19 protein-coding genes and 1 pseudogene are annotated in these 20,724 nt (G+C 63.7%); 9 read left to right on the top strand and 11 right to left on the bottom strand.

The window, feature by feature from the left end; all coding sequences use genetic code 11:
* Positions 1-179: 179 nt before the first annotated feature.
* Positions 180-1,445, top strand: a pseudogene (locus tag HZS63_RS09295) (IS256 family transposase).
* A 33-nt stretch (positions 1,446-1,478) separates the two neighbouring features.
* Here the strand turns inward: HZS63_RS09295 and HZS63_RS09300 are convergent.
* The 4 genes from HZS63_RS09300 to HZS63_RS09315 form a co-directional block, all read right to left on the bottom strand.
* The gene (locus HZS63_RS09300; protein ID WP_180683765.1) at positions 1,479-2,111 is read right to left on the bottom strand and encodes a hypothetical protein; all 633 of its coding nucleotides are present in this window, start codon (positions 2,109-2,111) and stop codon (positions 1,479-1,481) included.
* Positions 2,112-2,277: 166 nt separating this feature from the next.
* Positions 2,278-2,712: a hypothetical protein gene (locus tag HZS63_RS09305; RefSeq protein WP_180683766.1), complete on the bottom strand. Its 435-nt coding sequence runs from the start codon at positions 2,710-2,712 to the stop codon at positions 2,278-2,280.
* Positions 2,713-2,857: 145 nt separating this feature from the next.
* Positions 2,858-3,196 carry a tRNA-binding protein gene (locus HZS63_RS09310; RefSeq protein WP_180683767.1) on the bottom strand — a complete coding sequence of 113 codons (339 nt, stop codon included), beginning with the start codon at positions 3,194-3,196 and terminating at the stop codon, positions 2,858-2,860.
* A 92-nt stretch (positions 3,197-3,288) separates the two neighbouring features.
* Entirely contained in the window at positions 3,289-3,621 is a 333-nt protein-coding gene (locus tag HZS63_RS09315) for an SMR family transporter (protein ID WP_180683768.1), read from the bottom strand.
* Positions 3,622-3,759: 138 nt separating this feature from the next.
* Between HZS63_RS09315 and HZS63_RS09320 the strand changes: the two genes are divergently transcribed.
* The 3 genes from HZS63_RS09320 to HZS63_RS09330 are packed head-to-tail and all read left to right on the top strand — an operon-like array spanning position 3,760 to position 6,952.
* Complete coding sequence (locus tag HZS63_RS09320; RefSeq protein WP_180683769.1) at positions 3,760-4,734, top strand: integron integrase; 975 nt, start codon at positions 3,760-3,762, stop codon at positions 4,732-4,734.
* Entirely contained in the window at positions 4,731-5,525 is a 795-nt protein-coding gene (locus tag HZS63_RS09325) for a nucleotidyltransferase family protein (protein WP_343039976.1), read from the top strand. Before HZS63_RS09320 ends, HZS63_RS09325 begins: the two co-directional genes overlap by 4 nt.
* 29 nt (positions 5,526-5,554) lie before the next feature.
* A complete protein-coding gene (locus tag HZS63_RS09330) occupies positions 5,555-6,952 on the top strand; it encodes an aminopeptidase P N-terminal domain-containing protein (protein ID WP_180683770.1) in 1,398 nt (465 codons plus the stop codon).
* A 17-nt stretch (positions 6,953-6,969) separates the two neighbouring features.
* Here the strand turns inward: HZS63_RS09330 and trxA are convergent, their stop codons facing one another.
* Positions 6,970-7,917: a thioredoxin gene (gene trxA, locus HZS63_RS09335; protein WP_180683771.1), complete on the bottom strand. Its 948-nt coding sequence runs from the start codon at positions 7,915-7,917 to the stop codon at positions 6,970-6,972.
* A gap of 113 nt (positions 7,918-8,030) precedes the next feature.
* Here trxA and purE point away from each other — a divergent pair, with 113 nt between their 5' ends.
* From purE to HZS63_RS09355, 4 genes are read left to right on the top strand one after another with little or no spacing between them, the layout of a single operon-like run.
* On the top strand, positions 8,031-8,534 hold the full coding sequence (purE, locus tag HZS63_RS09340) for a 5-(carboxyamino)imidazole ribonucleotide mutase (protein WP_180683772.1): 504 nt from the start codon (positions 8,031-8,033) through the stop codon (positions 8,532-8,534).
* Positions 8,531-9,745, top strand: coding sequence for a 5-(carboxyamino)imidazole ribonucleotide synthase (locus tag HZS63_RS09345; RefSeq protein ID WP_180683773.1), 1,215 nt, complete (start codon positions 8,531-8,533; stop codon positions 9,743-9,745). The genes purE and HZS63_RS09345 overlap by 4 nt, the downstream gene beginning before the upstream one ends.
* Positions 9,742-10,761 carry an L-threonylcarbamoyladenylate synthase gene (locus HZS63_RS09350; RefSeq protein ID WP_180683774.1) on the top strand — a complete coding sequence of 340 codons (1,020 nt, stop codon included), beginning with the start codon at positions 9,742-9,744 and terminating at the stop codon, positions 10,759-10,761. The genes HZS63_RS09345 and HZS63_RS09350 overlap by 4 nt, the downstream gene beginning before the upstream one ends.
* Positions 10,762-10,816: 55 nt before the next feature.
* Complete coding sequence (locus tag HZS63_RS09355) at positions 10,817-11,728, top strand: mechanosensitive ion channel family protein (RefSeq protein WP_180683775.1); 912 nt, start codon at positions 10,817-10,819, stop codon at positions 11,726-11,728.
* Positions 11,729-11,826: 98 nt separating this feature from the next.
* On the opposite strand, the gene HZS63_RS09360 is transcribed toward HZS63_RS09355, so the two are convergent.
* The 6 genes from HZS63_RS09360 to HZS63_RS09385 all read right to left on the bottom strand — a co-directional run bounded on the left by HZS63_RS09360 (position 11,827) and on the right by HZS63_RS09385 (position 18,237).
* Positions 11,827-15,186: a bifunctional diguanylate cyclase/phosphodiesterase gene (locus HZS63_RS09360; protein ID WP_180683776.1), complete on the bottom strand. Its 3,360-nt coding sequence runs from the start codon at positions 15,184-15,186 to the stop codon at positions 11,827-11,829.
* Between the two features lie 60 nt (positions 15,187-15,246).
* Positions 15,247-15,507 carry a cell division topological specificity factor MinE gene (gene minE / locus HZS63_RS09365; RefSeq protein WP_180683777.1) on the bottom strand — a complete coding sequence of 87 codons (261 nt, stop codon included), beginning with the start codon at positions 15,505-15,507 and terminating at the stop codon, positions 15,247-15,249.
* A gap of 5 nt (positions 15,508-15,512) precedes the next feature.
* Positions 15,513-16,325 carry a septum site-determining protein MinD gene (gene minD / locus HZS63_RS09370; RefSeq protein WP_180683778.1) on the bottom strand — a complete coding sequence of 271 codons (813 nt, stop codon included), beginning with the start codon at positions 16,323-16,325 and terminating at the stop codon, positions 15,513-15,515.
* Positions 16,326-16,361: 36 nt separating this feature from the next.
* On the bottom strand, positions 16,362-17,096 hold the full coding sequence (gene minC, locus HZS63_RS09375; protein ID WP_180683779.1) for a septum site-determining protein MinC: 735 nt from the start codon (positions 17,094-17,096) through the stop codon (positions 16,362-16,364).
* Positions 17,097-17,432: 336 nt separating this feature from the next.
* The gene (locus HZS63_RS09380; RefSeq protein WP_180683780.1) at positions 17,433-17,897 is read right to left on the bottom strand and encodes a Spy/CpxP family protein refolding chaperone; all 465 of its coding nucleotides are present in this window, start codon (positions 17,895-17,897) and stop codon (positions 17,433-17,435) included.
* A 145-nt stretch (positions 17,898-18,042) separates the two neighbouring features.
* The gene (locus tag HZS63_RS09385) at positions 18,043-18,237 is read right to left on the bottom strand and encodes a heavy-metal-associated domain-containing protein (RefSeq protein WP_180683781.1); all 195 of its coding nucleotides are present in this window, start codon (positions 18,235-18,237) and stop codon (positions 18,043-18,045) included.
* Between the two features lie 111 nt (positions 18,238-18,348).
* Between HZS63_RS09385 and HZS63_RS09390 the strand changes: the two genes are divergently transcribed.
* Positions 18,349-20,685: a heavy metal translocating P-type ATPase gene (locus HZS63_RS09390; protein ID WP_180683782.1), complete on the top strand. Its 2,337-nt coding sequence runs from the start codon at positions 18,349-18,351 to the stop codon at positions 20,683-20,685.
* Positions 20,686-20,724: the final 39 nt, after the last annotated feature.

Genomic DNA, 20,724 nt, shown 5'->3' on the forward strand with positions numbered 1-20,724 from the left:
GGGGTAAGTGTCGAACTCGGGTGCATGGGTCTGTTCGATGTTGAAGTGCCAGAGACGAAGGGTACCGCGCGGAACTTTCCTGATGCGAAGCGTACAGGGGATGCTGAGTTGACCACCTTCAAGCCCGAGCCTGTCAGGAATTTTGTGTTTGAGGCATAACCTGACGACAAGGAGCATCTATGCCAAGCAAGAAGAAGCCGGCGGCTGCCGGCACGACGGAGTTGCCGTCAATTCCCCAAGAACTCATTGAGCAATTGACCGGCGGCGTCACGCCGATGACGGCAGAGCAGATCAACGCCACGACCATGGCGCTGAAGAAAGCGCTGATCGAACGCGCGCTGGGCGCGGAGCTGTCTCACCACCTGGGCTATGCACCCGGCAGTGCCCGCCCGCAAGAAGCCGCCAACCAGCGCAACGGCAAGTCCGCCAAGACGGTGCTGACCGAAGACGGGCCGCTGCGCATCGAGGTGCCACGCGACCGTGCAGGCTCCTTCGAGCCCATCCTGATCCCCAAGCACGAGCGGCGCTTCACCGGCTTTGACGACAAGATCGTGGCCATGTACGCGCGCGGTATGACCGTGCGCGAGATCCAGGGCTTTCTGGCCGAGCAGTACGGCACCGAGGTCAGCCCCGAGTTCATCAACTCGGTTACTGACGCCGTGATGGCCGAGGTCACCGCCTGGCAGGGGCGGCCGCTGGAGCCGATGTATCCGGTGGTGTTCTTCGACGCGCTGCGAGTGAAGATACGCGAGGACGCGGTGGTGCGCAACAAGGCCATCTACCTGGCGCTGGGCGTGCTGCCGGACGGCACGCGCGACATCCTGGGCCTGTGGATCGAGAACACCGAGGGGGCCAAGTTCTGAATGAAGGTCTTCAATGACCTCAAGACGCGTGGCGTGGCCGACATCCTGATCGCCGTCACCGACGGCCTCAAGGGCATTCCCGAGGCGCTGGCGGCGGTGTTCCCGGCCACCACGCTGCAGACCTGCATCGTGCATCTGATCCGCAACAGCTTGGACTATGCGAGCTGGAAGGATCGCAAGGCGCTGGCAGCGGCCTTGAAGCCGATCTACACGGCACCCAGTGCAGAAGCGGCAGCGGCCGAGCTCGATGCCCTGGAGGCAGGCCCCTGGGGGCAGAAGTTCCCCACCGTTGTAGCGACCTGGCGCCGGGCCTGGGACCGCGTGATTCCGTTCTTTGCCTTCAGTCTGGCGGTGCGCCGCGTGATCTACACCACCAACGCCATTGAGAGCCTGCACAGCCGGCTACGCAAGATCATCAAGACGCGAGGGCACTTCCCCAGCGATGAGGCGGCGACCAAGCTGCTGTGGCTGGCACTGCGCAACATCACCGCCGATTGGGGCCGTGCGGCAAGAGAATGGAAGGAGGCAATGAACCAGTTCGCCATTGCCTACGGGGAACGTTTCACACGACCTGCCGCGTAATATGCGGCCTGAGCCCAGTTCAATGGACCGGGCTTACACGGAGCCTTGAACACAAAAATTCAGATAGCCCCTCAAGCCCACGCGCAACTCGGAAAATTGGCCAGACTTTCCCGCGTCCTTAAAACGCCAGAGTCCGTTCGGATGCGAATAGCTAAACCAAAAGTCGTGTTGTTGATCGGACGCAATATTCTTTCGCAGAACGTCTCGCACGTCTTGTCTGTCCAGAATTGAACGGACGAACTGATCGATTGTCATCGGCCCATTCACGGCAGGGAAAGTAGCTGACCGAGGTATCGGAATCTGCTCACGATCTCCGTTGTCCAGTTGCAGAACGCCGGAGACATTAAAGTCGATAGTCATCACTTCAAAAACGCCCGATGTCTCCAGTGCTGCGATAAGCGGCCAATCCGCTTCAGTGGCTTCTTCTAGGGTAAGAACCTCTATCCCATAGAAGTCGGCCTTTCGTCGTGCGGGCTCGTAAAAGCCGTTTTCTGATACGAGGATTAACTTGTCGGTTGGCAGATTCTCATGCTTCGCACGCATCTTCTCGACCCACGGGGTGTCAGCCGGTCGTGCCCAAGAGATCACCTCAACTCCAAGCTGTACACTGTAGCCCCCAGCTATCGCTACGACCAAGACGTCCACTTCGCGCAGTTCACCGTTCACGCGATCCGCGAGCATTGCGGACTCCGTCACCTGCGCACGCCCAGCGAGCGTAGCCGTCAGGAGGGTGACTAGGCGCTGAAAGGCGTTGGTACGTTTCGGCATGGATTGAAAGGTCTAACGCCTGAATTAAGCCGCGTTGCGCAGCGGCGTCGGCTTGAATGAATTGTTAGGTGCCAGCCGATACAAGAGCCTCACCTAAGTCGTTGAGTGCTTGCATTAGGTAGCTGGCTAGGCCTGCAATCGACTCCATTCTCGCAATGTACTCCGGAATTTGCTCATTACGCACAAGATGAGGCGTGGCTTCTTGATCGAAATCATGTACAAGCCAGTTGCGCTCAGCTTGAAAAAATTTGACCTTTTCCCATAGGTCTTTTGGAAGTGGCGCGGTACGCTCGATCGCTGATATGACAACACCCATCGGCTTTGAAATGTGCAAATTGAGCTGCGCATTGGCCGCTTCCACCGAGTCGCCAGCATGCACGCGAGAGTATGTTGCCAAGTAGCCTGCCAGTGCATATTGAACTTTCTGGCCTAGCATGATTGCTAAGCCGATTCGCCCGCATAGCTTTTGGAATTCTTTCGGCTCCGGTGGTATGTCCATGGCACCTAACGCCCAAGGTAAGCGGCGCCGGAGCACCGAAGGTGCGTAGGGCACCAACACAGGCCATGAGAATGCCGAAGGCATGGCCTGTGTTGGCGTCCGCTTGACCGACCAGTTAGGCGCCGGATGCCGTTAAGCCGATGATTCATAGTAAACGCGTACCTAGCGGCACTTCATGTTCAGGGATGCAGAGGGTGACTTCGCCATTGATGTTGTGAAAGCCCGTGACCAGACACTCGGACATGATGGGGCCGATTTGTTTGGGGGGGAAGTTCACCACAGCGACGACGAGTTTGCCGACCAGAGACTCAGGTTGGTACAGCGCTGTGATTTGCGCGCTTGACTTGCGTACTCCGATCTCTGGCCCGAAGTCGATCTGCAACCTGTAGGCAGGCTTACGTGCTTCGGGAAATGGGTCGGCAGCAATGACTCGGCCAACGCGGAGTTCAACCTTTGCGAAGTCGTTCCATTCGATCTGTTGCATTGCTTGTGCCCGAGGGGCCTAACGACCAAGCTCAGCCGGGGAAGGCCGCATCGCGGCCTGACATCGGCTGGAGCGCCGTGTTGGGCGTTTTGTTAATGGGAAACAGACTTGGAGAATACATTAATAACAACAACTCCAGCCACGATAAGCAGTAAGCCGATGATTGCGGGAATATCCAGCGTTTGTCCGAAGATGAGCCATCCAACCAAGGCTATCAGCGCAATACCTGCACCTGCCCAAATTGCATAAGCCACACCAACAGGAATAGTCCTGAGCGTGAGCGATAGAAAGAAAAAGGCTGCTCCGTATCCGGCGACAACGATCAGCGATGGCCACAATCGAGAAAATCCGTCCGATGCCTTTAGAGCAGAAGTCCCAACCACCTCGCTGATGATAGCGACTGAAAGAAAGATCCATTGCTGCATTCGTATTTCCTAAGCTCTGAAGTTCGACGCCCAACGTCCAGTATACGCCGCAAACGGCGTATACTCATTTAAAAGATTGGTGTATAATACACCTTTCTACCTCTAGCTTATGCATTTATCGCACCATTGTTTTGATATATGCAGGCAACCGCCCCGCCGCCAAAGCTGCTCGTTCAGTTGCGCGAAAAGATACGGCTCAAGCACTACAGCCTGTCCACCGAGCGGCAATATGTTCACTGGGTTCGGCGTTTCGTGCTTTTCCACGGCAAGCGCCACCCTGCGGACATGGGGGCGCCTGAAGTGGAGTCATTTCTAACACATCTGGCCGTGGAGGGCAATGTGTCCTCTTCCACGCAAAATCAGGCCTTGTCGGCGCTGCTGTTTCTGTACCGCGAGGTTCTGGGGTTGGATTTGCCATGGATGCAGGACGTGGTGCGCGCCAAGCGTTCAGTCCGTTTGCCCGTGGTTTTGACGCAGGCAGAGGTGGCCGCCGTACTGGAGCGCATGACGGGTCTGCATGGGCTGATGGCGCGGCTGCTCTACGGAACTGGCATGCGCCTGATGGAGGTGGTGCGCCTGCGCGTAAAGGATGTGGATTTTGAACGCCTGGAAATTGTGGTGCGTGATGGCAAGGGCGCTAAAGACCGCGTGACCATGCTGCCGCGAAAGCTGGCGGCACCGCTGCAAGAGCATTTGGTTTGGCGCCGCCGCCTATTTGAAGACGACACTGCCCAAGGCATGGCGGGCGTGTATTTGCCTGACGCCTTGGAGTGCAAATACCCCAACGCCCCATATGCATGGGGCTGGCAGTATGTGTTTGTGGCAGAAAGCTATTCGCTGGACCCGCGCAGCGGCGCCCTGCGGCGCCACCACACAGACGAAAAAGCCCTCCAACGTGCCATGAAGAAAGCGGTGCAGGCGGCCAACATTGCCAAGCCCGCCACCCCGCACACGCTGCGCCACAGCTTTGCCACCCATTTGCTGCAAAGCGGTTACGACATTCGAACCATTCAAGAACTGCTGGGCCACGCCGACGTGGCCACCACCATGATCTACACCCACGTGCTCAACCAGGGCGGCAAAGGTGTGGCCAGCCCATTGGACGCCTTGTGAAGAGCTCCCCCGCCCAAGCCCTGCTGCTGGCCGCAGGCCGTGGCGAGCGCATGCGCCCGCTCACCGACACCACCCCCAAACCCCTGCTGGCCGTGCAGGGCAAGCCGCTCATGCAGTGGCACCTGGAAGCCCTGGCCCGTGGCGGGGTGCGCAGCGTGTGCATCAACACCGCGTGGCTGGGCGAGCAGATTGCCGAACGCTTTGGCCCCGCCTTCACCCCCGATGCAACCGCGTGGGACGGCTCCGGCCAGGCGCCCACCCTGGCCCTGCAATACTCCATGGAAGGGCAGGACTTTGGCCGCGCGCTGGAAACCGCTGGCGGCATGGTGCGTGCATTGCCCCTGCTGGACGAGGTGTTCTGGCTGCTGGCGGGCGATGTGTTTGCGCCCGAATTCGTGTTCTCTGACGCGGTGCGGGCCGCGTTTGCGCGCAGTTCCTTGTTGGCGCACATCTGGCTGGTGCCCAACCCTGAGCACAACCCCAAGGGGGACTTTGGCGTCGCCGTGCTCCCCGGGGGCCGCCTGATGGCCCACAACGGCGCCGATGTGCCACGGCACACTTACTCCACCATAGGCCTGTACAAGAAAGCGTTCTTTGCACAACCTTGGTGCGCCATACCGCCGGGCAACCCGCAAGGGGTTTGCGCCCCGCTGGCGCCCATGCTGCGTGCCGCCATCGACGCGGGGCTGGTGGGTGCGTCGGTCTACCCCGACCGCTGGGTGGACGTCGGCACGCCCGAGCGGCTGGCCGCCCTCAACGCCGCAGGGCCGACCGGCGCGGCGCTGCACTGACATCCCTTGCTTTACGTATCATCCCGATCATGACTGCCATCCCCCACCAGGCCATTTACGCAGCCCGCCGTGCCCGCCTCGCCGCCCAGCTGGGGCCCGGGGGCATCGCCATCGTCCCCACCGCGCCGGAACGCACCCGCAACCGCGACAGCGAATACCTGTTCCGCTTCGACAGCTATTTCTACTACCTCACCGGCTTCACCGAGCCGCGCGCCTGGTTGATCCTCACCGCTGAAGGCCACGCCACGCTGTTCTGCCAGCCCAAGGACCTGGAGCGCGAGATCTGGGACGGCATTCGCCTGGGCCCCCAGGCTGCACCGGGCGCGCTGGGCGTGGATGAGGCCTATTCGGTGGACGAGCTGGACGCCCGCCTGCCCAAGTTGCTGGAAAACCGCGCCACCGTGTGGTACCCGTTCGCGGTGCATGCCGGGCTGGAAACCCGCGTGGACGGCTGGCTACAGAAAGTGCGTGCCCGGGTGCGCTACGGCGCGCTGTGCCCCGACGCGCTGCGCGACCTGTGCAGCCTGCTCGACGAGATGCGCCTGATCAAAGACGCGCACGAAATCGGCGTGATGAAACGCGCCGCGCAGATCAGCGCCCAAGCCCACATCCGCGCCATGCGCCGCAGCGCCGCCACCCTGCGCGCCGGACAGGATCTGCGCGAATACCATCTGGACGCCGAGCTGCTGCACGAATTTCGCCAGCACGGCTCGCAGTACCCGGCTTACGGCAGCATCGTGGCCGCCGGTGCCAACGCCTGCGTGCTGCACTACCGCGCCGACGCGGCCCCCGTGCGTGACGGCGATTTGGTGCTGATCGACGCCGGCTGCGAACTGGACGGCTACGCCAGCGACATCACCCGCACCTTCCCCGCCAACGGCCGGTTCACCGGCCCGCAACGCGACCTGTACGACCTGGTACTGGCCAGCCAGGACGCGGCCGTGGCCGCCACCCAACCCGGCAACCGCTTCGTGGACCCGCACGACGCTTGCGTGAAGGTGCTGGCCCAGGGCATGCTGGACCTGGGGCTGCTGAACAAGAACGACGTCGGCCACCTGGACGACGTGATCGAAAAGCGGCATTACTTCCGCTTCTACATGCACCGCACCGGACACTGGCTGGGGCTGGACGTGCATGACGTGGGCAGCTATGTAGAGCCCAGCGAGGTGGGTCAGTTGAGCGAGCGCCGCGACCCGTTGAGCGGTGAAATCATCAAGGACCGGCCCAGCCGCATCCTGCGCCCCGGCATGGTGCTGACCATCGAACCCGGCCTGTACGTGAGCCCGGCCGAAGGCGTACCCGAGCATTTCTGGAACATCGGCATCCGCATCGAAGACGATGCGGTGGTGACCGAGACGGGCTGCGAACTGATCACCCGCGGCGTGCCGGTGAAGGCCGACGAGATCGAGGCGGTGATGGGCGGCTGAAGCCGGCCCGTCAACCCTCAGTTCAATGCCATGCTGAGCTTGCGCCGGTAGCGCGAGACCAGTTCGCGCTGGGGGTCTTCTTGCACGGCGGTGCTGCCCGCGATCTGGATTCCACTGGCCGCCGCCGGGCTTGCGGTTTCTGGCTTCGGAGCCGCAGGCGTCATCAGCTCCAGCAGGCCAATGTAGGTCTTGCGCGGAACCTCGTCGGCCCAGTGCTTGTCGCGCATGATGATTTCGAGCAGCTCGTCCAATGCGGCCGGCCAGTCGCCGGTGGCAATGAGAACCCGGCTTTTGGCCAAACGGGTGTCGAAATCGCGCTTGTTCTTGGCAATGGCTTCGTCGAACTGCTGCAGGCTCCATTGGCCGCGCGGGTCGTTGGCGGTGAACAGCAGCGCGTTGAGCCAGTGAGACAAGCCTTCGAAACGCAATTGCAGCGGAATTTGCGCCATGGCGGGAGCCAGGGCCACCTCGGCTTCCTCGAAACGGCCTTCAGCGATGAGGTGTTTCACGTATTCGAAGCGCACGTCGTCGTTGGACGGGTCTTTCGCCAGCCGGTTGGCCAGTTTGTCGAGCAAGGTGGTGGCGCCATCGGAGGTGTCGTCGGTCAGGGCGGCTTCGTCCGGCACGGCTTGGGCGGCCGCGGGCGGGAGGTGCTTGTCGAGGAAGGCCCTGACCTGCCCTTCGGGCAATGCACCCATGAAGCCATCCACCGGTTGGCCGCCCACCAGCAGCACGCAAGTGGGAATGCTGCGGATGCCGAACGCGGCCGCGAGCTGCTGCTCTTCGTCGGAATTGATCTTGACCAGCTTGAAACGCCCGGCGTAGGCCGCCTCTACTTTTTCCAGCACCGGGCCCAGGGAGCGGCAGGGACCGCACCACGGTGCCCAGAAATCGACCAGCACGGGTACGGTGTGGGAAGCCTCGATGACTTCGGTTTCAAAGTTGGCGAGGGTAACGTCGATCATGGTGTCAGGGAATCAATGGGTGAGGGCGACCCCCGACAGAACCGCCGGGGTAGGGACGATTGTCGCTGCAAATGGGGGGCGAACCGTAAAATCGCAACTTTCATGGAGCGGTGATGAGCGCAAACATCCAGGTGGGCGTGGTCATGGGGTCCAGCAGCGACTGGGGCACCATGCAGCATGCGGTGCAAATTTTCCAACAGTTTGGGGTGGCGCACGAGGCGCGCGTGGTCTCGGCGCACCGCATGCCCGACGACATGTTCGCCTATGCCGAGTCCGCCGGCCCACGCGGGCTCAAGGCCATCGTGGCCGGGGCCGGTGGCGCGGCCCACCTGCCGGGCATGCTCGCGTCCAAGACCGTGGTGCCGGTGCTGGGCGTGCCGGTGCAGACCCAGGCGCTGTCGGGCGTGGATTCGCTGCACAGCATCGTGCAAATGCCCAAGGGGGTGCCGGTGGCCACTTTCGCCATTGGTCCGGCAGGCGCGGCCAACGCGGCGCTGTTCGTGGTGGCCATGCTGGCCAACGAAAACCCCGAGCTGTTGAAGAAGCTGCAGGCCTTCCGCTCCGCGCAAACCGAAGCGGCCCGCGCCATGGTGGTGCCGCCGAAGGAGGGCGCATGAGCCGCAAGCCGGTGCTGCCCGGGCAGGTGATGGCCAGCGGCCAACTGGCCACGCTGGGCGTGATGGGCGGCGGCCAGCTGGGCCGCATGTTCGTGCAGGCGGCCCAGGAAATGGGCTACTTCACGGCCGTGCTCGACGCCGACCCGGCCAGCCCCGCCGGCCTGGTGAGCCACTACCACATCCAGACGCCCTACGAAGACGAGCAAGGCCTGGCGCAGCTGATGCAGCGCTGCGAAGCCATCACCACCGAATTCGAGAACGTGCCCGCCCCGGCCCTGATGACGCTGGGCGCGCACCGGCCGGTGGCCCCCGCTGCCCAGGCGGTGGCCGTGGCACAGGACCGCATCGCCGAAAAAGCCCACTTCGTGGCCTGCGCTCAGGCCGGCGGCGTGGGTCCCGCGCCCTATGCCGCCATCGACAGCGAGGCGCTGCTCAAGGCCGTGCCCGCCGATCTGCTGCCCGGCATCCTGAAAACCGCACGCCTGGGCTACGACGGCAAGGGCCAAATTCGTGTGCAGGACCGCGCGGCGCTGGCCGCCGCCTGGGAGCAAATGGGCCGTGTGCCTTGCGTGCTGGAAAAACGGCTGCCGCTCAAGGACGAGCTGTCGGTGATCGTGGCGCGCGGCGCCGACGGCCAGATCGTGCATTTCCCGCCCCAGCGCAACCTGCACCGTGACGGCATTCTGGCCGTGACCGAGGTGTTCGAAGGCAACCTGCCCGCTGCGCTCGCGCAACAGGCCGTGGCCAGCACCCGCGCCATTGCCGAGCAGTTGCAGTACGTGGGCGTGCTGTGCGTGGAGTATTTCATTGTGGACGACGGCAGCGCCGAAGGCGCGCTGGTGGTCAACGAAATGGCGCCCCGCCCGCACAACAGCGGCCATTACACGCTCAACGCCTGCGACGTGTCGCAATTCGAACTGCAGGTGCGTGCCATGGCTGGCCTGCCGCTGGTGCAGCCGCGCCAACACAGCCCGGCCATCATGCTCAACCTGCTGGGGGACCTGTGGTTCGATGCAGAGGGAAAAGCACGCACCCCCGACTGGGCTGCGGTGCTGGCGCTGCCCGGCACCCACCTGCACCTGTACGGCAAGCTCGACGCGCGCGCCGGGCGCAAGATGGGCCACCTCAACATCACCGCCGCCACCGTGGAGCAGGTCCGTGCCACGGCACGGCAGGCGGCTGCCCTGCTGGGCATCGCTCCGTGGGCATGACCCTGATACCGCACCCGGCCGACCCACAGGCCCTGGCCCAAGCCGTGGCCACCTTGCGGCGCGGCGCCCTGGTGGCCATGCCCACCGAAACCGTCTATGGCCTGGCGGCCGACGCCGACGCGCCCGAGGCCGTGGCACGCATTTTTGCGGCCAAGGGCCGCCCCAGCGACCACCCTCTCATTGTGCATGTGGCGCCATCGGCCCAAGCCGGCACCGCCCCGCTGGCCGTGATGCATTACGCGCGCCACATACCGGCCTTTGCCCAACGGCTGATGCAGGCCTTCTGGCCAGGGCCGCTCACGGTCATCCTGCCCAGGCAGCCGGGCATCGGTCAGGCCTCTGCGGGGGGGCAGGATTCGATCGGCCTGCGCTGCCCGGCCCACCCGGTGGCGCAGGCGCTGCTTACCGCCTGCGCCGAGGCCGGCATCCACGGCCTGGCCGCCCCGAGCGCCAACCGCTTTGGCCGCGTCAGCCCCACCACGGCGGCCCATGTGGTGGACGAATTCCAAGGGCTACTGAGCCCGCAAGACCTGTTCATCCTCGACGGCGGTGCCTGCGCGGTGGGCATCGAGTCCACCATCGTGGACTGCACGCGCGAGCGCCCGGTGCTGCTGCGCCCGGGCATGCTGCCGCTGAGCGAGCTGGAACGGGTGGCGGGCCAACCGCTGGGCGCGCGCGATGCCAACGCCCCCCGTGCCTCCGGTACCCTGGCCTCGCACTACGCGCCGCGGGCCCGGGTGCGCCTGATGACGGCTGCCGAGATCCAGGCTGCGTTGGACGTGCTGGGTGCCGACGCCCGGCACATCGCGGTGTACAGCCGCACCCCCATGGGCAGCCGCAGCCACCACGTGCGGCTGGAGCGCATGCCCGAGCAACCCGGCGCCTGTGCGCACGAGCTGTTCGCCGTGCTGCGCGCGCTGGACACCCCCGCCACGCGGCTGATCTGGGTCGAAACCCCGCCCGACGACCCCGCCTGGGACGGCGTGCGCGACCGGCTGCAACGGGCAGCGGCCTGAACCCGTACACCGCAGTTGATCGGTCGGGTGATCGATCTGTGTTACACCTCCACGCATGAATACCGACTGGATCCAACCCTTCAACGATGCCCTGCAGCAATGGGGCGGCAGCTTCGGCCAGCTGGCCATGACCAGCCTGCGCATCGGCGTCATCATCTTGGCTGCCTGGCTCATCAAACGCGTGCTGCACAAGGCGGTGGGTGGTTTGCGTCACCACCTGACCAAGGGCTTTGACGACCGTGAGGCCATCAAACGCGCCGAAACCCTGGGCCGTGTCATCCGCTACCTGGTCAGCGTGGTGGTCACGCTCGTCGGCACCATGCTGGTGCTGTCCGAAGTGGGCATCTCGCTCGCCCCCATCCTCGGGGCCGCCGGTGTGGTGGGCCTGGCCGTGGGTTTCGGCGCCCAGAGCCTGGTGCGCGACTATTTTTCAGGCTTCTTCCTGCTGCTGGAAAACCAGGTCCGGCAGGGCGACGTGGTGACCCTGGCCGGGCAGACCGGCACGGTGGAGGAAGTGACGCTGCGCTACGTGCAGCTGCGTGACTACGCCGGCAATGTGTACTTCATCCCCAACGGCCAGATCAGCACGGTGGTGAACATGTCGCGCGGCTTTGGCAACGCGGTGATCGAGGTGGGCGTGGCCTACCGCGAGGACGTGGACGAGGTCATGGCCGTGATGCAGCGCGTGGCTGCCGAACTGCGCGAAGACCCGGAGTTCGGCCCGCGCATCCTGCAAGACCTGGAAATGGCCGGCGTGAACGACTGGGCCCAGTCTGCCGTGATGATCCGTGCCCGCATCCGCTGCCAGGCGCAGGAGCAGTTCGGCGTGCGACGCGAGTTCCTGCGCCGCCTCAAGAAAGCGTTCGACGCCGAGGGCATCGAAATCCCCTTCCCGCACCTGACCGTTTATGCAGGTGAGCCCAAGAAGGGCAAGGCTCCAGCATTCCGGATCGAACAACAGGCCTGAATCCGCTCCGCTCGAGGCTGGGCTGGGGTTGCGGCCGCGAGTTCATGCAACACCCGGCAGGTGCCAGCGTGTACGCCGGCTGCGAAACTGCCAAGTCGTCAGACCGCAGCCGTATTGTTCCTCACGAACTCTTCGAATGCCTGTGCTTCCAAAGGCCGGCTGAACCAATAGCCCTGCACATCATCACAACCGCAGCGCATCAGCTGCTCCGCCTGTTCGGGGGTTTCGACCCCTTCGGCGATGGTGCGTATGCCCAGGGTATGCGCCAGCTGCACGATCGCGCGCACGATGGCCTGGTCGCTGCGATTGTCGGCCAGATCCCTCACGAAGGACTGGTCGATCTTGAGCTTGTCGATGGCATAACGCTTGAGGTAACTCATGGACGAATACCCGGTCCCAAAATCGTCCAGCGCCACCTTGAAACCCGCCTGGTGCAGGCGTTGCATCGTGACGGCAGCCTGCTCCGGTGCTTTCAGGGCCACGGCCTCGGTCAATTCGAGTTCCATGCGCTGAGGTGCCATACCGGCCTGCCTCACCAGCTCCAGCAACTCCTCCACCAGATGCGGCCTGACGAACTGCACCGCCGACACGTTCACCGACACCGTCAACGGCGGCAGACCGGCTTCGTCCCAGAGCCGCAACTGGCGGGCCACCTGTCCCACGGTCCAGGCACCGATCGGCACGATCAGGCCGGTCTGCTCGGCAATGGGTATGAACTCGCCGGGAGACACGACGCCCCACTTCGGGTGTTTCCACCGCAACAGGGCCTCGGCACCGAGCAGTTCGCCCGTGTGCAGGCAGCGCTGGGGTTGGTACACCAGAAACAGCTCGCCTCGCTCGACAGCGGTCTTGAGCCCGGCCGCGAGTTCCAGTGACCGCTGGGTGGTGGCCTGCATGTCGGGCGAATAGAAGCGCAGCCCGTTTCGACCTTCCTCCTTGACCCGGTACATGGCCACCTCGGCGGCAGAGGCCAGTGCACCAGCGGTCTGGGCATCGTCGGGAAACACCGCAATCCCCGCAGAGGCCCCCACCGACACGAAGTTGTCCTGGATCGTGAGCGGTTCCTGTAACGCCGTCAGCGCGTCCTTGACCATGATGGCGGCGGTGGCCTGATCCACCCGAGGCAGAATGGCCACGAAGGCGTCACCCGAATGACGGGCCACTTCAAATGGAGGTCCAAATCCCTCTCGCAGACGGTTGGCCATCTCCACCAGCAGTTCGTCTCCCGCCACGTGGCCCAGGGTGTCGTTCACCGACTTGAAGTTGTCGAGGTCAATCCAGACCAGGGTCAGTCGCTCCTGCTGTATTCGGGCCTGATGGATGGCTTGTGCCAGATGTTCATCGAAGGACTTCTTGTTCAGCAAGCCCGTGAGCGCATCGAAATCAGAGAGGGCCCGCAAGCGGGCTTCGGCCTCACGCCGCTGGGTGATGTCTTCCTTGTGGGCTACGTAGTGGGTCAACTGACCCGCTGCATCGGTGACAGGGTAGAGCGAGGCATGCTCGATATAGATATGTCCTGCCTTGTGGCGGTTGATGAACTCGCCCTGCCAAGGCAGGCCCCGCGTCAGCCGATCCCACATGTTCCGGTAAGTGGATTTCGGCGTCTGGCCTGACTGCAGAAAACGGGGATTCTTTCCCAGCACCTCGGCTTCGGAATAACCACTGACCGTGGTGAAAGCCCGGTTGACGTAAATGATGTCGGCCTTGGCATCGGTGATGATCACAGGGTACGGGCTCTGATCCAGGGCCTCTGACAACCGGTGTATGGTGGCCTCCTGGCGCCGATCCTTGACCTGTTTCCAGGTGGCCTCGGCCAAGGTCTGCAAGGCCTCGATATCGTGTTGGTCGTAAGGCCGAGACTTGTTGGCCACGCCCATCAGCAGCCGCACCGATGACCCGTCCAGCACGGGCAGACAAACCAGACGAAGCGGTTCCGCATGACCCGGCTCAGACCCTGTCACTTGGCGAATGCCGGCAGCGTCATTGAACACCAGGGCATGGCGTTCGCTGACCACCCGTTTCCACAGCCCCCATTGTTCCCAGGCTGCTCTCGCGTCGATGGACAGGTTGACCCATGCCCCGGGCGACCACACCCATCCCCCGACCGTTTTCTGGTCCTCATGGATGAACCGGATGAAGGCCATCGGGCTGTCGGTAAGCCGTTCTGCGTGCTGGACCGCGCGTTGCAGGAGTTCTTCTTCCTGACGGAAGGGCTGGTTCTGCTGCAAATCCAGCAAGGCCGCATTGAGGCGGGCTTCAAACGACATGCGCTGCTCGTGTTCGACCGTGCTGGTGATGTCGCGCGAAAGCACGAGATATGTCGCCTCACCGCCTTCCGGAGCGGGTTTGCGCGCCGCCGACAGTTCGAAATGTCGAACCCCCTGCGGCAGTTCGATGGTGATGCGTTGACCCCGGGTGCTGCCTTGGCGTTCCGCCTGTTCTATGACCTGAAAGTAGGTCTGGGCAGCCGCTGGGGGCAGCATTTCCGATACCGTATGGCCAATCAGTCGGTCGGCCGGCGCGGACAGTTTGTCGGTTTCCTTGGCATAGGCAGACAGATAGACCCCTTGCCGGCTCACCTCGAACAGCAGATCGGGCAAGGTCTCCAGGGTGGCGCGCTGGCGGACCTCGGCCTGACGCAAATCCTGATACGGACGCTGAACCGTTTCCACGAACAGCGCCCGGTACAGAAACCCGTAGGCAATCACTTTATAAACGTGCCCGAGCACGTTGTAGATGTCGGTCACGTTGGCATAGAGCGTGAAGTAAAACTCGCTCATCGCCATCGTGAAGGAAGCCAGAGCCAGTCGCGACACCCCGAGTGAGCGGGGTTGACGTGTCTGCCACAAGAAACCCAGGCCGGCCACGGTGTAGAGGCCGATCAGCAGGTATTCGAAGCGCACCTTGAAACGCGTGAGCCCCTCACCGTCCACAAAGGTTCGCGGCACCAGATCCGGATGGAAGAGAAACACATAATGCGCCACTGCGACGAGCACCAGCACCCAGACCAGCGCAGCGTGGCGTGAACGCTGGTTCAGCCAGTCGGCCCAGCGCGGTGGCCACAGCGCGATGCAGAGCAGCGCCAGTGCTGCCAGCAAGCGGGCTGCGAGCCAGAAATTGATGGCCTTTTCAACACCACTGGGGGTGATGAAGTCGGGCATGCCCTTATACGAAAGCGCATGCGAAAGATCCAGGATGGCCACACCGAGAAAAGCCACCCCGATGAGCATGACCTTCCCATCGCGCCGATACTGCTGGGTGGCCCAGGAGATTCCAAACACCAGGATGGCCACGGCGATCGCCACCACTTCCATGGCCGTGTGCAAAGGCAGATAACCGGCCAATCCACGCGCCTCATCCGGTGCCGGCAACAAGCGAAACAAACCCAGACCGGCAAGCAGGCCCGCCAGCCAGTAACTGGCCTGGCGCCATTCAGTCTGATGGCTGGGATGGATCATCCCTGTCAGTATGACTTAAACCCAGGTGATTTCGATTGGGATGGGACCAAAAGATGCCCGTCAACGGGTTTCCGGCAGTTCGATCTTGACTTCCAGCACTTCCAGGTTGTCCTGGCGTTCCAGATGGACCTTGATGTCGTCGGGGTTGATGCGCACGTACTTGCCGATCACGGCCACCAGCTCGCGTTGCAGATCGGGCAGGTAATCGGGTTCGGCGGCGTTGCGGCCCGAACGCTCATGCGCCAGGATGATTTGCAGGCGCTCTTTGGCCACGCTGGCCGTTTTCTTTTTTTCGCCCAGCAGGAAGGAGAGAAACGACATGCCGCTCACCTCCCGAAGAGCCGCTTGAGCAGGCCGGGTTTCTGGGCATCGATGAAGCGCAGCGGGCGCTCGTTGCCGAGGAAGCGTTCGATCACGTCCTTGTAGGCTTCCGACACATCGGTGCCTTGCAGGTGCACCGCCGGCACACCCTGGTTGGAGGCCTGCAGCACGCTTTCGCTCTCGGGGATGACTCCGATGAGCTTGATGCGCAGGATGTCCTGGATGTCTTCCAGCGACAGCATCTGCCCGTCCTGCACCCGGTTCGGGTTGTAACGGGTGATGAGCAGGTGTTCCTTGATGGGTTCCTTGCCTTCGATGGCCCGCTTCGTCTTGCTGCCCAACATGCCCAAGATGCGGTCGGAATCGCGCACGCTGGAGACTTCGGGGTTGGTCACCACCAGCGCCTCGTCGGCAAAGTGCATGGCCATCAGGGCGCCGGTTTCGATGCCAGCGGGTGAATCGCAAACGATGTAGTCGAAGCCCATGCCGGCCAGGTCGTTGAGCACCCGCTCCACGCCTTCCTGGGTCAGGGCGTCCTTGTCGCGCGTCTGGCTGGCGGCCAGCACGTAGAGGTTGTCGCACTGCTTGTCGCGGATCAGCGCTTGGTTCAGGTTGGCTTCGTTGTGAATGACGTTGATGAAGTCGTACACCACGCGGCGCTCGCAGCCCATGATCAGGTCGAGGTTGCGCAGACCCACGTCGAAGTCGATGACCACGGTCTTGAAACCCTTGAGCGCCAGGCCGGCGGCAAAGCTGGCGCTGGTGGTGGTCTTGCCCACCCCGCCCTTGCCGGATGTGACTACAACGATTTTGGTCATGGATGGCTTTCTTCTTTCCTGGAAAAAGGCCCGTCATCAGGCCAGGGGTTCGATGAGCAAGCGATCACCCTGTTCGTTGCTGTCGAGCCGGATCTGTGCCGCCTTGCCACGCACGTTGTCGGGCAGAGGCACTTCGCTGGTGCGGTACACCCCGGCAATGGACACCAGTTCGGCCTCCAGTTCACGCGCGAAGATGCGGGCCGTGGCGTCCCCGCGTGCCCCGGCGATGGCCTTGCCCCGCAGCGGTGCATACACGTGGATGTGGCCGTCGGCCACCACCTCGGCTCCCGGGTTCACCATGGCGGTGACGATGAGATCCCGTCCCCGCGCATAGACCTGCTGCCCGGAACGCAAGGGCCGATCCACGACCAATGCCCCTGGGGGCGAAACGGATGCCGAAGGCGTCGCGGCAACAACTGGCTCGGGCTGGCGTTCGGTCGCCAAGGCATCGTCAGCACAGGCCAACCCTGCCTGACTGGCCGCCTCGCGCAATGCAGAGGAGCCGCCTTTGTAAGCCATGGGGCACAGACGGTGGTCGCGCAGCAGTTGCAGAAGCGCTGCAACCTCGAGGTCCGTGTCCTCGGGCAAGGCGGTGAAATCGATCAGAAGGGGATCGTGATCGAAGAAATCACTCTGGGCGCCAAACCGCTGCGCCCAGTCGTGTTGCAGCCGGCGCAGATCGGCGGTGCGCAATGCCAGGGCAACCACAGGCCATTGGGCGCTCTTGATGTCGAAACTGGCAATGGTGGGGGCTGCGGATGCAGACGGCATGAGCAAAGGTCTCGGGGAAAGCCGAATCTTACCAGCCCAGACTGGGTTTTTCGGACCCGTTCCGGACGGGTCTCCGATCGGAGTCGCCGCGATGCCGGTGTGTGTTGTCCACTAATCTTTCTGTTCATGAATGAAAAAGGATAGTCGTAGTAGTAGGCAGCGGTTCCGTCTGGGGACAAGACGGAATCGGCCATCTGGTCAATGACTTGCATCTATCCGCAGGATGTGGATGAAGGCGGGACTCGGAACGTGCCGAAGAGGGATAAGTGTGCCCGATGGCACCAACCTGTGGATAAGTTTCGGGTTGTTCCGAAACTGTCCACAGGGTTGTGCGGCTCAACCGTTCGTCGGCTGGTGGCGTCCGCGGGGTTGGTGATGGCGGTCGAAGATTTGCCGCTGTTCGGGGCTGAGGGTGTCGTAGAGTTGGCGCATGGCCTGCAGCCGTTGATTCATCTGTTCATGGCGCGCCTGCATGTATTGCAGCTGGCGTTCCATGCGCTCGGGCGTGGTCAGGTTGTCGCTGGCAGGGGGGTGGTCAGGACGCGTGGGCGTCATGGCTGCGGTGTAGGCCTGCCAAGCGTTTTCCTGGGCTGGGGTGAGCTGCAAGGCTTCCTTGAGCTGCGCGTGGTGTTGTGCCATGCGTTGCTGCATGCGCTCGGCTCGTGCGCTGTGATCGTGTCGGCCTTCTTGGGCATGGCATTCCGAGGCTTTCATGGCGGGGCTGGCTGAGGCCAAACCGGCGGTGGTCAGGGCGGTCACGGCGGCGCAGGCCAGCGCCAGGTGTCGGAGTCGGGTTTTCATGGATGCGTCCTTTCGCTTGTGAGAGGGAAGGCCTCCAGTGTGTGATCGCGTCTTGTACGCTGTGTGTGCCATGTGTGACGCTTGTGTAAAGAGTGAACGGGCGGTGTTGGAGCTCGTCAGTCGGGGCTGGAGGCACGCGCCGCGTTCATGCGACCTGATACCCTTCTTCGGCGATGGCGTGTGCCAGGGTGTCGCGGGGCAGGTCGCTGCGCACCTGGACCCGCTGGGCTTGGCGATCGATGCGCACCTCGGCCTGCGGGTCCACGCCCCGCAACGCCTGCGTGACGGCTTTTTCGCAATGGCCACAGGTCATGCCTTGCACGGTGAATACGTGTTCCATGGAAACTCCTTGTTCGATACGGTCTGTTCAGTATGAATCTTCCCACGGCCTCGATGTCAAGCCTGAACGAGGGCTTGACCCTGACCTGATGTCAGGGTTCATACTGTGGCCATGAACACGCCAACCTCCTCGACCGATTCGCCTGCCTGGGACCTGGGCATCGGCGGTATGACCTGCGCCTCCTGTGTGTCCCGGGTGGAACGGGCGTTGCGCAAGGTACCTGGGGTGCAGGACGCCACGGTGAATCTGGCCACCGAATCCGCCCGCGTGTATGGCCAACCGGAACCGGGCGAGGACCTGGCCGCCTGGCGCGCACGGGTTCAGCGCGCGGTGCGCGATGCCGGCTATGAACCCCGTCTGGTCGAACAGGCCGGCAGTGCAAAGGTGGATCGGTTCGCCGGTTTGCCCAGGGATCTGTGGCCAGTGGTCTGCGCCGTGTTGCTGACCTTGCCACTGGCCGGGCCCATGGTGGGAGATCTGTTCGGCGAACACTGGATGCTGCCGGCCGCCTGGCAGTTCGTGCTCGCCACGCCGGTGCAGTTTTTGCTGGGGGCCCGTTTCTACCGCGTCGGCTGGCACGCGCTCAAGGCTCGGACGGGCAACATGGAGCTGCTGGTGGCCATGGGCACCACGGCTGCCTGGGGCATGAGCACCTGGTTGTGGTGGCGTGCCGAACCGGGTGAGCCGGTGCATCTGTATTACGAGGCGTCGGCCATGGTGATCACGCTGGTGTTGCTGGGCAAGTGGCTGGAGGCACGGGCCAAGCATCAGACCACCGAAGCCATCCGCGCCTTGCATGCCCTTCGACCCGACCGGGCCCATCTGCTGCCCGACGGCGTGCGCCGAGAAACCCTCCAGGACGTGCCGGTCGCCGAGCTGTTGCCGGGTGATGTGGTGCTGATCAAGCCGGGCGAACGCATCCCTGCGGACGGGCAGGTGGTCCGCGGCTTGACCCAGGTGGACGAATCGATGTTGACTGGCGAACCCTTGCCGGTGACACGTGGCGTGGGTGACCTGGTGACCGGGGGCAGCCTCAACGGCGATGGCGCCATCGAGGTGCGGGTGACGGCCGTGGGCACGCGCACCGTGTTACAGCGCATCATTGCCATGGTCGAGGACGCCCAGGCCGTCAAGGCTCCCGTTCAGCGGTTGGTGGACCGGGTCGCGGCGGTGTTCGTGCCGGTGGTCTTGTTGGTGGCGCTGCTCACCTTCGGCTTGTGGTGGGGTTGGCAACAGGTGCCGCTCGAAGAGGCGGTGTTGCATGCGGTGGCGGTGCTGGTGATCGCTTGTCCCTGTGCGCTGGGCCTGGCCACGCCGGCGGCCATCATGGCAGGCACCGGGGTGGCGGCACGGCACGGCATTCTGATCAAGGACGCCGAGGCGCTGGAGCGGGCACACCGCGTGGACACGGTGGCCTTCGACAAAACGGGCACGCTGACGGTGGGCCATCCCCGTCTGGTGGCGGTGGTGCCCGCTGCTGGCGTGGACGAGGCCGCGGTGTTGCAAACAGCCGCCGCGCTACAGCAGGCGAGCGAACACCCCCTGGCACGGGCGGTGATGGATGCGGTGCCGGACCGTGCGGATGAATGGCCCGCAGCCGAAGAGGTGCAGGCGGTGCCCGGTTACGGCACCCAGGGCCGGATACAGACCACCCGCCTGTACCTGGGCAGCCTGTCGTGGATGCGTGCCCTCGGCGTGTCGCTGGAAGGCTGGGATGATGCCATCGCCCGCCTGAACCGACAGGGAGCCACGGTGTCGATGTTGGCGGCTCAATTGGCGGCTCACCCCAGCGGGCATTCGTGCAGTCCCGTACCCATGGCCTTGCTGGCGTTCGCTGACGAACCCAAACCCCATGCGGCCGCAGCCTTGGCCGATCTGCGTGCCCGGGGTCTGAAGCTGGTCATGATCTCGGGCGACAACCGTGCCGCCGCCGAGGCCATGGCGCGCCGGATCGGGTTGCGGCCCGAAGCCGGGGAGGTGTTGGCCGACGTCCTGCCGGGGGACAAGGCGCAGCAGGTGCAGCGGCTCAAGGCCGGTGGTCGTGTGGTGGCGATGGTGGGCGATGGCGTCAACGACGCCCCTGCCCTGGCCTGTGCCGACGTGGGCATGGCCATGAGCCATGCGCAAGGCGGATCGGACGTGGCCATGCATGCGGCCGGCATCACGCTGATGCGGGGCGACCCGCTGCTGGTGGCGGCGGCGCTGGACATCTCGCGCCGTACCGTGGGCAAGATCCGCCAGAACCTGTTTTGGGCTTTCATCTACAACACCGCTGGTATCCCGCTGGCTGCCCTCGGCTACCTGAGCCCGGTGGTGGCCGCAGCCGCGATGGCGCTGAGCTCGGTGAGCGTGGTCAGCAACGCGCTGATGCTGCGGCGCTGGCGGCCGATGGCCTCTGCGGTGGCGAAATCTGAACAGGTTTTGACCCCGATCAAGGCACCCGGCTGAGGAAGCGGCGAAGCTGCCCATTGGTAGCGGCCCAGCCAG

Origin of the sequence: Tepidicella baoligensis, from assembly GCF_013432195.1 — a bacterium.
In the GTDB taxonomy this organism is placed as follows: Bacteria; Pseudomonadota; Gammaproteobacteria; order Burkholderiales; family Burkholderiaceae_C; genus Tepidicella; species Tepidicella baoligensis.